Raw genomic sequence first — 13772 nt, forward strand, 5'->3', positions numbered from 1 at the left:
AACTTTATTATATAGCTCCTGCATTTATTTATATATTGCAGGAGCTTTTTAATCAATAATTTATTATTATGAAAGTCTGGACTTATTTATTATTACTCTTTGCCATGATCACATCCTGTTCTTCTAACTCTGAATCCCAGAAACTAACCTGGTATAATAATGCTGTCATCAACAATATTCTTGAAGATCCTGATAAACCGGAAGAAGTGGTGCGTGTGGCTATTGGAATAAGTGCACAGGTTTTTTATATTTCAAAAAAATCTCCTGACTATAAAACCTTAATAGAAAAGGCTAATCTAAGTTTTAAAAAAGGCAAAACCTACAATATTGGGATTGAAAATAAAACCAATATGATCAAGGAGATTAATGAGGTGAAATAAGTAAAATTATTATCAGATTTCACTCTATGACCTTATGACAGAAATTCCGGCATCTACCCTGATTTCTGCACCATGGATATAGGATGCCTCGTCTGAAGCTAGAAACAGAACCGCATTGGCAATTTCCTCAGGATCACCCTGTCTTTTAAAAGGTATCGTAGGAATAATATCCTCCACTGCAGCATCAATTTGTTCAGGAGCTAACCCAGTATTATTAAAAATATTGGTTTTGATATGACCTGGGCTTACTCCATTCACACGGATACCACGTTCTGTAAGCTCTACTGCAAATGTTTTAATAAAAGACTGCACTGCTGATTTCGCTGCTGAATACACAGAAAAGCTGTTCATCGCAATTTCTGTAGCCACAGAAGTATTAAAAATAACCGAACTTCCATTTTTCATCAAAGGAAGCAGCTGCTGAACAGTAAAAAAAGGACCTTTTACCAATACATTAAAAAGTTCATCAAAATGGCTTTCATCTACATTTTCTACGGGAGCAAATTTTCCATAGCCTGCATTGGCAAAAATAACATCAACATGTTCAGTATATTTTCTAACCTCTTGCTGTAAATTCAATAGATCTCGCATATTTCCAGCATTAGAAACGATTCCAAAAGCATGTTCTCCTAATTTTTCCAAAGCTTTATTTACAGTTTCTTCACTGCGTCCCGTGATAATGACACGCCCCCCTTCTTCTATAAATTTTTGAGCGGTAGCTAATCCCATCCCATTTGTTCCACCTGTAATGATTGCTGTTTTGTTTTTAAATCTCTGCATTATTTTTTGGTTTAAAATTCTATGGCAAAGATTAGAATCCTTATGATGGAAAAAAATCCGAATCATGCTGAATATAAAATTCGTTTTCTTTTATAAAATAAATAATAGTCATCAATAAAATCTTTCAAAATTAAATTGCATACAATTTAATTGTCTATATATTTGCATTGTTAATTCATCACAAAGTAAAATTTAGAAAAAACAATTGTAGAATAGTTTAATTTAAAATAAAAGAAAATGTCATTAATAGAAGACTTGAACTGGAGACATGCTGTAAAAGCTTATAACCCAACTAAAAAAGTATCAACTGAAGATTTGAACACCATTCTGGAAGCAGCAAGATTAGCTCCTACTTCATCGGGATTACAGCCCTTCCGTATTATCGTAGTAGAAAATCAGGACTTAAAAGAACAAATGGTTGCTGGGGCTTTAAATCCAGAAGTGATGAGAGACTCTTCTCATGTTTTAGTTTTTGCTGCATGGGACAGCTACTCCAATGAAAAGATAGACAAGGTATACGATCATCATACTGATGTAAGAGAACTTCCAAGAGGTCGTTTCGGGAGCTACACAGATAAGATCAAAGAAATGTACGGAGCACAAACTCCTGAACAGCACTTTGCGCACACAGCCCGCCAGACTTATATTGCTTTAGGAATTGCTCTTGCACAGGCTGCAGAACTTAAAATAGACAGTACACCGGCAGAAGGCTTCAATAATGCAGTAGTGGATGAAGTACTTGGATTAAAAGAATTAGGCTTAAAAAGTGTAAGCCTTTTATACCTTGGATACCGTGACGAAGCCAATGACTGGCTGTCTTCAATGAAAAAAGTCCGTATCCCAATGGATGAATTTATCGTTAAAAAGTAATACCTTCACGAATCTTTCGTACTTTATCTTATGGAACATTCAAATACACCCAAATTAGAAAACCAGATCTGCTTTCCCTTATATGTAATTGCCAAAGAAATTACCGGATTATACCGCCCTTTCCTTGATGAGCTGGACATTACCTATCCACAATATCTCGTTATGATGGTATTATGGAATGGTGACGGGCTTACTGTAAGCCATATCGGAGAAAAACTGTTTCTGGATAGCGGAACATTAACTCCCCTTCTCAAAAGACTGGAAGCAAAAGGGTTTATTGCAAGAAAACGTAAAAAAGAAGACGAAAGAGTTGTTGAAGTATTTTTAGATGAAGCCGGAAAAGAGCTTCAGAAAAAGGCCTGCGAAATTCCGGGTAAAATCCAGGAAAAAATCGGGATACAGCCTGAAGAACTGTTGGAACTTAAAGAAACAGTATTAAAAATATTAAACAAAATAGAAAAATAAATGAAAACGTTATATACAACAAAAGTTACTGCTACAGGCGGAAGAAACGGACATGTAAAGAGTGAAAACGGAGTGTTGGATCTTGAAGTAAAAATGCCTAAAGCGCTAGGAGGTGCGAATGATGACTTCACCAATCCTGAAATGCTTTTTGCAGCGGGATATTCTGCATGCTTTGACAGTGCTTTGAACAGAGTGATCAACCTAGGTAAAGTGAAAACCGGAGAAACAACTGTTACTGCTCAAGTGAGCATCGGACAGATTGAAAACGGAGGTTTCGGACTGGCTGTGGAATTGGATGTGAATATTCCTGGAGTTTCTCTTGAAGAAGCACAATCTTTAACAGAAAAGGCCCACCAGATCTGCCCTTATTCTAATGCTACAAGAAACAATATTGAGGTTAAGCTTTCTGTAACCAACAACGATTAATCCAATTTTTTATAATTATATTTGAAATGAGCTGTTTTCGTAATGAAAACAGCTCATTTTTATTTTTAACCACAGATTTCTCAGATGGGCACAGATGGCTGTGGATACTTAAAAAAATAATTTGCGATGTTTGGTTTTCTTAGACGCAAAGATTTATTTTGGTTATGCTTTATTTTGAGCAAGCAAAGGCTTAATCGATATATCGATTGGATGAAGCGATATTTTAGCTGACGCTTCATTACCCATTACCCTTATCTTTTATTCAAATCGCTTTTTTGATAAGCATCGACCTTTTTATAGGAATCGTTTTTCTCTTTTTCTTTTTTATCCGAAATCAGAATTCCGAATAGGTGATCTATTTCGTGCTGGAAGATAACAGCTGTGAAACCTTCTACTATTTCTGAATATTTCTGTCCTTTCAAATCTAAATATTCTAACTGAATGACTTTACTTCTGTAAAACTGATCTCTGAAATCAGGAATGGACAAATCCCCTTCAGGCCCAAGGTTCTGCAAATCGGATCTCCATACAATCACCGGATTAATGAAATATTCCAAAGGAGTTCCTTCTTTATCAAAGCGCTGTACCCAGATCACTTTCCTGTTGATTCCCACCTGTGGGGCAGCAATTCCTACTCCGCCATCCGTTGAAAGAAGAGATTCTTTCATTCTTTTCACCAAAACAGCAGTATTGGGATCCGTTGGATTAATTTCTGAGGAAAGGTTCAGCAAGGTTTTATGCTGATGATCATCAGTAGTCTGATAGATAGGTAAAGCAGCATTTATATCTCCTTTATTGATTAAGGAAACTTCCTCTGAAGTAAATTTTTGAGCATTGCAGAATCCTACAAAAAGAATCAATAGAATGGATAGTTTTTTCATACAAATTGAATGTGTTACAAAGGTAGAGATTGTTATATAAAAATGGATCATTGTGTTGGAATTTTAGAGAGGAAAGCTGGATGTTATTGTTCAACATTTAAATATTTATACACATTTTATTTGTAGATTTTGGCTAAAGCCATTCGAATCTTCATATAAAAGAAGAACGGGCTATCCTTCGACTACGCTCAGGATTTTACCCGTTCCTATTGAATTTGATATTGTTCTGATTATTAAAAAATCTGCGAAATCTGTGTGATCTGCGAGACACAAATTAAAAAGTTTTCGTCATATCCCCAGGAATAATCAGGTTAAATTCCGTCGGAATATAATCTTTAGCAGGTACTTTCAATTCAGGATCCTCAGATTCAAAAACAGAGATTACAGCCATTTTCAGAGTAGGGTTTTTCTGTTTGATATACCAATACGTTCCGCCAAACTCTTTGCTGTGATAATTACCATTATAATGGATAAAGGTTTTCCCAGCCTGTATATTTTTTATGATAGATTCAGCCATTGTTGCATCTTTTACCGCCTGTGCTGAGATAAAGTTCATCACCTTGGTCCCTTCTGCATGGTCCCCCATCATGGCTTTCATTTCAGGATACCCTGGAGTATCTAAGGTTACTTTGATTGGTAATTGGGCAATGTATGTCTTTTCTTTATCGCTTAATGTATTCAAAGATTCTATACCTTCTTTTGCGGTTTGTGAGGCATATCTTCTCGGAATATTGGTGGCAATGAAGTTCAGCTTTTTATTCTTTGCAAAATCTACCAGCGGTTTGTAATCTGTTGCATAATTATTCCATAAACGGGCAGAATCTTTCAATGTTTTAGCATCAAATTTTCCACTCAGATACTGATTCAGCTGAGCCTGGTTGTCTCTTTCAAACATTTCAGCGCCTAAAATAAGCTGACCATTTTTCTTTTCAAATAAAGCTTCTGTTATTTTAAGCTGCAGCCAGTGATTAATGGAGCTGTTATGATTTTCACCAAAGAAAACAACATCATAATCTGCCAATTCCTTCACCAATTTATCCGTTTTTACTTCTTTCCCTTTTTGGTCATAAAACTGATAGGCTTTAAAGTTCTGTGCATTGAGTGAACAGAAGGCCGCCAGCAAAATCGCTATGAAAATATTCTTCATTTTTTATCTTTAGTATTTTAATTTAGCTACAAATTACATAATATTCTGGGGCTTTTTACAATGCCGGCCAAAATCCAAAAGAAAAAGACCGCCTTGAATTTTACAAACAAAACGGTCTCTCTTAAAATCATCTAATTATTATTGTTCAAGAGTTGCTACAAGATCTTTCCATTCTTGAAGTTCAGGAATTCCAGGTTTTCTTTTTCCAAAGAACTGAACAATGAAGTCTCCTTCTTTATTGAATACTTCAATCGCTGTAACTTCTCCGTCTTCAGTCGGTTTTTTCACAATCCATGCTTCTGCAATTTTCGTTACATCTAAGTGTAGGTTGAAATCAGGATCCATTACATTGAACCATTGCTGGTGCCAAAGTGTTTTCTTGACATTTCCTGTGTGAATCTGGATAATTCCTCTGTTTCCTACGAAAACCATGATGGGTGTACCCTTTTCTGAAGCTTCTTCAAGAATATTAACTACTTTTGAGTTATCAATTTTTTGAGTAAAACCTTCCGGAGCCAGTCTCAGGGCCTGAGTTCTGCTTACTCCGAATTTTCTGGTCATCATGAAGAAATCGTGAGTATCTTTTAATTCTGTCCACGCTTTTTTAAATCCTTCAACATCGATTTCAGTATCTGCCTTTTCTGGTTGTTTTGGAGCTACTGCTTCAAAGTTAAATGCTGGGTTCTGATCTTCTGTCTTGAATTTTTCAACAACTGCATCGAAAGCAGCTTCTTCACTATTCTTTGTAAGATAGATCTTATGCAATGCCAATCCGTCTTTTCCAAAAAACTGAAGACTTTTCTTGTCCCCTTCTACCACTGCAAATGCAAACTTCCAGTGATTAAGGAAAATTCTAAGATCAATATCTTCTCCTACAAATAGCTGAGCATGAGGGCTGCTGAAATCTCCGTTCTGGTAAATTCCTTTTCTTTCATGAACACACTCATCATTGCGGGTAAGGGCCATTACTTTTCCTAATTTTTCTACTTCTGTAAGAATTCCCGGAAAATCTGGGTTTAGCACAGTTACTCCTTCTCCAATCCCAGTTGCCAGTAATTCAGCTTCGCTTACACCAAACTGTGCTGCTGCATTTCTTATTCTCACATGTGGATTTTCAGCTTTCAGAGCCTCCCATTTTTCCTTTAAATCATTCACTAATATGCTCATTATTTTATTTTTTTATTGTTAAAATTGTATAGATTCTTTGTATCGTTTCGTTTCCTGTTTTGCTTTTTATCTGCTCTTCTTTTTCAGAAGTTTTCATTCTTTTAAAATGACTTTTTGAAACCAATTCTTCCATCTCGTCATTGTTATAAAGATTGAAATCATATGCTGTAAAAGGTAGTTTTTCCATGAAATCTCTTTGTCCGAACGTCAGTACAAATGTTCCGTTATCCTTTAAAACCCTGAAGATTTCATTTAAAAAATCAACTGGATTTTTCCAGAAATAAACGGTATTGACTGTAAATATTTTATCAAAGGTCTCATCTTCAAAAGGAAGTTTTGTTCCTTCATATAAAACAAATTCTGCCTGGCTTTCAAATTCCTGATTCAATCTTTTAGCTTCCCTATGCATGGTTTCCGAAATATCAATTCCTGTATATTTCAGTCCTTTTGCCAAACTAAAGATATTCTTCAGGTGTCCTGCATTTCCGTGTCCTATTTCAAGAATTCGTTCATCATCTTCTATCAGAAGAGCTCTGATACTTTCTAATGTCATACTGATATTAGTAGCATTCATCATTTCACCAATCTCAATACCTTTTTCTCCTTCGGGATTGGCAAGATGCTGGGCAAGGATTTTTAATTCGTCTTTTTCCATGGTTATCCGAAAATGATCATTGGGTTATTCGTAATAGGGTGTTCGCAGATGGTACATGGAAAGTTATAAGCATGGCTGATATTTTCAGCTGTAAAAACTTCCTGTGGAGTTCCATAAGCAGAAACCTGTCCTGATTTCATTAATAAAATTTTATCTGCAAACTGAGCTGCAAGATTCAGATCATGGAGAACAACAATCGCACTGTTTGCTTTCTTGGTAAAATTTTTGATAATTTCAAGTGCCTTATATTGATGTTTAATATCCAGATTATTCAGAGGTTCATCCAGAAAAACCAATTTGTGGGCAATATCATTTTCCAGCTGCGCCATTACTCTTGAAAGATGTACACGTTGCTTTTCTCCTCCTGAAAGAGAGTTGTACTCCCTTTCTTTAAGATGAAAAATATCTGTTTCATACATCTTATTGTTCATGGCTTCAAGGTCTACTTTTCCAGGCTGTGCATCAAAATAAGGATACCTTCCCATCATCACTACATCTTTCACCTCAAGAGGAATATCGTTGCTGTTATGCTGTGAAAATTTGGCTTTATGTATAGAAAGTTCTTTTACATTCCAGTCTTCAATAGGTTTATCTTTAAATAATACTTTTCGCTTTTCAGATTTCACTTCATGAGCCAAAACACTTAAAAGACTTGATTTTCCTGCTCCATTGGGACCTACAATGGCTAAAAACTCACCATATTCTAATGAGACATCTACCCCATCCAGAATACGGAATTCTTTGTGCCTATAGTTAATTTGATGTGCTTTGATCATTACAATGATTTTTTAAATTTAACCAAAATAGCAATAAAAATAGGTCCTCCCATTAAAGCGGTCAAAATCCCGATTGGCAATTCTGAAGGTTCTACAATACTTCTGCTGAATGTATCGGCCGTCAGGAGTAAGATACTTCCAAATACGGCAGACAAAGGCAGAATAAAAGTATAATTGGATTTGAATAATAGTCTTAAGATATAAGGTACTATAAGACCTACAAAACCAATAGTTCCTGAAAATGCTACACAGCTTCCCACCATCAATGCCACAATGATAATGATCTGCTTCTTCAGTCTTTCTACATTGATCCCTAAATGCTGAGCATCTTTCTCTCCCAGCATCATGGCATTCAAGGCTTTTCCTTTAGGCAGTAAAATAACATAGGCTCCAATCATTACAACAGCTAGAATAATATTCTTCGTCCATGTTGCAGCAGCTAAACTTCCCAAATTCCAGAATGTAAGATCCCTAAGCTGTTCATCTTTTGAAACATAGATTAAGAAACCTGTAATTGAAAAGCCTATTGCCGTAATAGCTACACCTGTCAACAACATCATAACCACATTGGTCTTTCCGCCGCTTGTTGAAATTCTATATACCAGCATCATGGATAAGAAAGATCCTATAAAGGCAGAAATTCCTACGAGCGAAAATTGTACGGCTTCAGGAAGGTATTCTTTAAAATGTCCTCCCAAAACAATGGCTATGGCAGCCAATAATGTAGCACCTGATGTAAGACCTATTAAATCTCCCGTAGCTAAAGGGTTTTTAAAAAGTCCCTGCAAGCTTGTTCCTGAAACAGACAACATACTTCCAATTAAAACAGCCATAATAATTCTGGCTGCCCGCACATCCCAAACTACATATTTATCACTCAATGATAAACTGGAATCTCCCTGTATTACTTTTCCTAAAACGTTAAATGCAGATTTACCACCAAAATCGTAAACTCCTGTATTAATAGACCATACTGCTATAGCAACAAGCAGTATGATACTTATTGTCATGTAAAAGTATAATTTACTTTGTGTTCTCAATTAAAAGTTTGTTTAATCCAACTGCTGCTTCTCCTAGTCTCGGTCCGAAACCAGAAACTAACCCTCCATCCATTGCGATGATCTTCTTATTTTTTCCGGCATTGGTCTGGGAAACACCTGGCATCTTCAATGCTCCTTCGTTTCCACCCGCTCCCTGTAGTCCTGTTTCAAAGAAAAACAATACATCAGGATTAGCTTTCACCACTGCTTCCGGAGTTAATGGTTTGAAATCTTCAAATTCATTCACGGCATTTTCTCCACCTGCCAAATTAATTAAAGCGGCCATTGGAGTATTTTTACCTGCTACCATCAACATGTTTCCTCTTGCATAAATAAATAATACTTTAGGTTTTTTAGCTGTTGGCTGAACCTGCTTCAGATCTGCATCTATTTTATCAGTTAATTTTTTATAATCTGTATTTCCGATAGCTTTTGCCACCTCTTCAATCAGCTTTTTAGTGCCATCAACAGTATATTCCTGCTTAAAGACCTCTGCTTTGATTCCGGATGATTTGATTTTCCCCATTAGCTCCGGGTTGATGTCCTTATCTGAAGCTAGAATTAAAGTAGGTTTTACTGCCATAATCGGCTCAATCGTTATAGATCTTACATGTCCAAGATTTTCAGCGGTAGCTTTTAAGCTTGCAGGATATGTACTGGTAACATCTGTTCCTACGATTTCTTTTTCATGTCCCAAAGCGCTTACAATCTCTGTGATTCCTCCGCTTAAGGTTACAATTTTATTATTGCTTTTTGGAGCTTCAGAAGTAGCTTCCGTTGTATTTTCTTTCTTAGCACCTTCTTCTTTTTTACAAGAGTATACTGCTACAAGAACAGAAGCTGCAAGGATAAATTTCTTCATGATATACTATTATTTGATTTATTATAAGGCTTTGTACATAAATGTTGGATGTCCTCTTTCTCCTTTATCATTAACAATTTTCACAAATCTTATTTTATAATAAGCTCCTGCTGCATCTTTAATGACATAGAAGATATCTCCCTTTACTTTAGATCCTTCCGGTCCAACTTCTCTCCAGTTTCCTCCAATGACTCTTTGATCATTGTATACAAATTTTGAATCATCTACATTCTCCTTTTTAAATTTATTAAAGGTATCTACCATTGAACTAGCTGCCACCTTCACTTCATAAGCTCCTACATTACCTACATTATTGGTTGTCACAAAATCTGCATTAATATAACTTCCTACACTTGGGATAATATTGGTAAATACCGTAAAACAAATGTCCCACTTATTTTTTTCAGGCTGAATAAGTACTTCTTTGTTCTGTTTTAAGTTAAAGAAGGTATAATTGTAAGCTTTATTTTTCTTCACCTCTACTGTTTTAATCCCAGCTCCTGTAGCATTCAGCTGTCCATATCTTACCTTATAACCATCTCCTTGTCTTACTATTTGTACTTTCATCCAACCTCGGTCATCTCCTCCTGTAATAGTTGAACCTGTAGCAATAGTCCCGGTATAAAGTTCTTTACCAAGATTTACAAGATAGACTGCATTTTCAGATGCATTGGCCTTTATTTCTTCTATTGCTGTAGGGCTAGTTGGAAAATTACCTTTTACATCATCAATATAGTTTACATTATCAGGGTTAAAGTTGGCCACCTGCACATCATCCTTCAAGCTGGCAACATCAGATTCTTTTACGTTTTCAATATCAGTGACATTTGGAATTTTACCAGCAGCCATCATAATAGAAGTGTTCAAGACCACTTTAAATTCATTTCCTGAATAAAATGCCAGATCCCAGTCTGTTCTTTTATTTGTGGTTTGTCTAGGCTGTCCAGTTTGCTCATCTACTATATCACTCAAGTCTATCCACACCTGATTAGGTTGTGCTGAACCATTCACAAAAGGATTTACAGAGACTCCTTCCGAAGGAATAACCGATACAGGATCTTCATTAGCATTAATACAGGATTGAACAATAAATGATGTTCCTATTAATAGATAGAATAGTATTTTTTTCATTGTTAGAATTTTAAAAATTATAGCTTAAACGAGCTAAGAAGCTTCTGCCATAGAATAAATTAATTTTTGGATCTGCAGTACTGTGTGCATTTCCTGTAAGAGTAGTATCTCTTATAGAGGTCACATCAAAAATGTTTTTTACCCCAAGACCTACTTCCAGATGCTGGTTAAAGAAAGGTTGTGTAACGATGAAGTTCATCATATGAAAATCCCCTCTTTCTCCAAGTACATATGTTGGGTTTTTAAGATCAGGAGACAAAGTAAACTGTTGTGTTTTTCCTGTATATTTATAGAATAGTGATAAGGTTGTATTTACATTCGGAATAGTATAGTTCACCATTGCACTTGCTTCCAGCGTATAAAAAAAGTCGGTAGGAGAAGTGATGATTTGATCTGTAAGCTCTTTTGAAATCCCATAATAAGCAACATTGGCAGCCACGGAAAGCTGGTCTTTTTGTGCTTTAAAATTAGCTTCAAACAGGTAAGATCTATATTTATCCAGATTAAGATATTGATATTTCAAAGGCTGTCTGCTTACCGTTACCGATTCAATTCTGTCTTTCACATAAAGATAAGTAGCACTTGCACCAATTCCCAAGTTCCATCCTGAGCTCGTTGTGAATGTCTTTTCTCCGTTTAAAGAAGCCGTCATTCCCGTTTCTGGAACAAGGTTTTCATTTCCTCTGATATCATGGTTGCTGTCTACCATATAGGTATATAGTTCATCAAAGTTTGGAAAACGGTTAGCACTTCCTACTACTAATCTGAAATTATCGTTATCAGTAACTTTCGCTCTTGCTGTTAAGGAATAGTTATGCTGTATATCAAACTTATCACTCAGTGCCAAACGATATCCGGGACGCAATGACAGCCAGTTTGTAGCATTCCATTCAACAGACATAAAGTTGGCATAATTGAATATTTTTCTGTTTACATTATCTGTCCCTTTGAAGCTTCCGGCAATATTTCCTGCAAAGCCTGAAGTATGATCCAACTCATACCCTAATTGGAAATCAATCTTTTTATTATCTAAAAAATTACTGAAAACCCCTCTTGAATAAAGAACATCAGCTTTATTATAAGACTGGTAATTGTCTTTACTGCCAATTACTTTTCTATTCGGAATATCATATTTAAAATCTCTATATTTTCTATCTTGGGTCTGATAAGAAAAATCTCCGGTATAGTTTATAGTTCCTAATTTCGCTTGTACATTAAGCTGATGAAGATATCTTGTAGTATAATAATCTCGATCATTGGAAGAGTAAGTTCTGTCTTTTACATTATAAAAATACTCGTTGACAATTGGATTATAGTAATTCAGCTTTTCATTAACGAAACCGAATTTATAGAATATGGAAGTTTTATTCTTATTATACCTTACAACTCCATCAACGTTCATTACATCTTTAGGCTGCCACAGATAGCCTCTTTTCCCATCTTGCTCAAAGTACTTATACCCTTCCTGTGATCCTTTGAACCCCTGGAAATCATTGTGGTTAATATGAGCACCTACATACCAGTTTTCATTAATATTATAGCCAATATTTAAAGTCTGGATATGTCTTCCCTCACCTTTTTTCTTAATATCATATTCTTTTCCTACCGTTTCTTCCTGCACAGAAGCATTTAACGTAAGTTTTTTCTGACTGTTTTTCTTTGTAATGATATTAATAACACCTGCTACAGCATTGCTTCCGTAGTCTACCCCCATTGAACCTCTTACTACTTCTATCCTTTCTACATTGTTGATATTAAGCTTGGTAAGGTCAATATTATTTCCCAATCCTATATCACCCACTACCGGAATATTGTCAATCAAAACTTTAGTATATTCTCCACCAAGCCCCATTAAGCTGGCTGTAGAATTACCAGAATTACGGTCTGAAGTAATCAATACATTCAAGCTTTGATTCAAAACATCAGCAACATTGGTTGCAGCCATATTCTTTATCTGTGCCGCATTGATCACTTCAACTTTATAGATGGATTTATTGATGGATTGCTGTATATACTGTCCTGTAACGACAACTTCTTCTATCTTTTTATTTTTAAGAGAATCCTGTTCCTGTGCATTGATCCAGCAGATCGCGGACAAAGATAGTATTGAAAGTACCTTCTTCTTCATAGGGGGGCAAAAATTTTCGACAAATATAATGCTTTATTTAGAACAATTAAAAATAAATATATATTTTTGTAGAATAATTCTAAATATAAATAAGTTATGAAAATAAAATTACTTCTTGGAACTTTGATGTTTACAGCAGTTACAGTAAATGCTCAATTAGCGACTATTAATGAAAACTTTCAATCTTTTACTACAGGAAATACAGCTCCATGGCCACAGCAAAACTGGTCAAATATCCAAAATACAACATCCGGCCCTTGGGTGTATGCTTCCGGAACAACGAATAAACTGATTCAGTATTATAGTTTTTCGGCAGCTAATACTGCAGGTTATCTGATTACTCCGCAAATCATTGCACCAGACGGAAATAAAACAATAACTTTCAAAGCTGCTCTTACCACAGGATCTACGTCAGGAGCAACCGGGACAATAGAAGTAGGCTTGGTAGATAATACTACTGAAATGGGTACATTCACCCCTATTGGCAATATTATTAATCTGACCGCAGATAACGTACAATATTCATTGCCTGTACCGGCTTCCACTAAACAATATATTGCCTTTAAAATTATTGGAAGCAATATGCATACTGCAATTCAAATGGATGATGTAGTTTATGATACAACTTCTTCATTAGGAGTAAACGATAACACAGTCTCAAAAGACCAGGTTACTTTTGCTGTAAATTCAGATAATACTTCGTTGGAATTCAGAGGTAAAACCCCTAAAAATATCCAAATCTATTCTTCTGCAGGCCAAAAAGTAGCAGAAGGAAAACTGAACGGACAAAAATTTAATATCAATGAACTTCAGACGGGGGTATACATTATAGCTGTTGATACAGCTGAAGGGAAAACCATTCAATCAAAGTTCATTAAAAAATAAGGTTTATTAGACTATTATTTGCCTTAATAAAGCTGGAGGGACCATTCCTTTCGGCTTTTTTTATAGCCAAGTTCTAAGATCATAATAATAAAACACGATAAAAATCATATTTTTATTTAGAATGATTAAAAATAATTATATAATTTTGTGGAATCATTCTAAATAATAATGTAAAAAAT

At 35.4% G+C, this 13772-nt stretch carries 15 protein-coding genes; 5 read left to right on the plus strand and 10 right to left on the minus strand.

Features of this window, described 5'->3' with window-relative positions; translation table 11 throughout:
* Nucleotides 1-68 precede the first annotated feature (68 nt).
* Entirely contained in the window at nt 69-380 is a 312-nt protein-coding gene (locus AC3HD6_RS14205) for a hypothetical protein (protein WP_488896931.1), read from the plus strand.
* Nucleotides 381-404: 24 nt separating this feature from the next.
* Here AC3HD6_RS14205 and AC3HD6_RS14210 read toward each other — a convergent pair whose 3' ends face one another.
* A complete protein-coding gene (locus AC3HD6_RS14210; RefSeq protein ID WP_488896932.1) occupies nt 405-1160 on the minus strand; it encodes an SDR family oxidoreductase in 756 nt (251 codons plus the stop codon).
* Between the two features lie 237 nt (nt 1161-1397).
* On the opposite strand from AC3HD6_RS14210, the gene AC3HD6_RS14215 reads away from it, so the two are divergent.
* Genes AC3HD6_RS14215 through AC3HD6_RS14225 form a run of 3 tightly spaced genes read left to right on the plus strand, consistent with a single transcriptional unit; the run spans nt 1398 to nt 2921 of the window.
* The gene (locus AC3HD6_RS14215) at nt 1398-2030 is read left to right on the plus strand and encodes an NAD(P)H-dependent oxidoreductase (protein WP_488896933.1); all 633 of its coding nucleotides are present in this window, start codon (nt 1398-1400) and stop codon (nt 2028-2030) included.
* A 30-nt stretch (nt 2031-2060) separates the two neighbouring features.
* A complete protein-coding gene (locus AC3HD6_RS14220; protein WP_488896934.1) occupies nt 2061-2495 on the plus strand; it encodes a MarR family winged helix-turn-helix transcriptional regulator in 435 nt (144 codons plus the stop codon).
* Nucleotides 2496-2921 carry an organic hydroperoxide resistance protein gene (locus tag AC3HD6_RS14225; RefSeq protein ID WP_488896935.1) on the plus strand — a complete coding sequence of 142 codons (426 nt, stop codon included), beginning with the start codon at nt 2496-2498 and terminating at the stop codon, nt 2919-2921.
* Between the two features lie 251 nt (nt 2922-3172).
* On the opposite strand, the gene AC3HD6_RS14230 is transcribed toward AC3HD6_RS14225, so the two are convergent.
* The 9 genes from AC3HD6_RS14230 to AC3HD6_RS14270 all read right to left on the minus strand — a co-directional run bounded on the left by AC3HD6_RS14230 (nt 3173) and on the right by AC3HD6_RS14270 (nt 12708).
* Complete coding sequence (locus AC3HD6_RS14230) at nt 3173-3802, minus strand: peptide deformylase (RefSeq protein ID WP_488896936.1); 630 nt, start codon at nt 3800-3802, stop codon at nt 3173-3175.
* A 274-nt stretch (nt 3803-4076) separates the two neighbouring features.
* On the minus strand, nt 4077-4949 hold the full coding sequence (locus tag AC3HD6_RS14235; protein WP_488896937.1) for a ChaN family lipoprotein: 873 nt from the start codon (nt 4947-4949) through the stop codon (nt 4077-4079).
* Between the two features lie 138 nt (nt 4950-5087).
* Nucleotides 5088-6116: a hemin-degrading factor gene (locus tag AC3HD6_RS14240; protein ID WP_488896938.1), complete on the minus strand. Its 1029-nt coding sequence runs from the start codon at nt 6114-6116 to the stop codon at nt 5088-5090.
* Between the two features lie 4 nt (nt 6117-6120).
* Nucleotides 6121-6771: a class I SAM-dependent methyltransferase gene (locus tag AC3HD6_RS14245; RefSeq protein WP_488896939.1), complete on the minus strand. Its 651-nt coding sequence runs from the start codon at nt 6769-6771 to the stop codon at nt 6121-6123.
* A gap of 2 nt (nt 6772-6773) precedes the next feature.
* Nucleotides 6774-7547 carry a heme ABC transporter ATP-binding protein gene (locus AC3HD6_RS14250; RefSeq protein WP_488896940.1) on the minus strand — a complete coding sequence of 258 codons (774 nt, stop codon included), beginning with the start codon at nt 7545-7547 and terminating at the stop codon, nt 6774-6776.
* On the minus strand, nt 7547-8587 hold the full coding sequence (locus tag AC3HD6_RS14255; RefSeq protein WP_488896941.1) for a FecCD family ABC transporter permease: 1041 nt from the start codon (nt 8585-8587) through the stop codon (nt 7547-7549). Before AC3HD6_RS14255 ends, AC3HD6_RS14250 begins: the two co-directional genes overlap by 1 nt.
* Complete coding sequence (locus tag AC3HD6_RS14260) at nt 8571-9449, minus strand: heme/hemin ABC transporter substrate-binding protein (RefSeq protein WP_488896942.1); 879 nt, start codon at nt 9447-9449, stop codon at nt 8571-8573. Before AC3HD6_RS14260 ends, AC3HD6_RS14255 begins: the two co-directional genes overlap by 17 nt.
* 21 nt (nt 9450-9470) lie before the next feature.
* Entirely contained in the window at nt 9471-10580 is a 1110-nt protein-coding gene (locus tag AC3HD6_RS14265; protein WP_488896943.1) for an HmuY family protein, read from the minus strand.
* 10 nt (nt 10581-10590) lie between these two features.
* Nucleotides 10591-12708 carry a TonB-dependent receptor plug domain-containing protein gene (locus AC3HD6_RS14270; protein WP_488896944.1) on the minus strand — a complete coding sequence of 706 codons (2118 nt, stop codon included), beginning with the start codon at nt 12706-12708 and terminating at the stop codon, nt 10591-10593.
* A gap of 96 nt (nt 12709-12804) precedes the next feature.
* Here AC3HD6_RS14270 and AC3HD6_RS14275 point away from each other — a divergent pair, with 96 nt between their 5' ends.
* Nucleotides 12805-13593, plus strand: coding sequence for a T9SS type A sorting domain-containing protein (locus tag AC3HD6_RS14275; protein ID WP_488896945.1), 789 nt, complete (start codon nt 12805-12807; stop codon nt 13591-13593).
* The last annotated feature ends 179 nt before the right edge of the window (nt 13594-13772 follow it).

This window comes from Chryseobacterium sp. II3a (assembly GCF_057815135.1).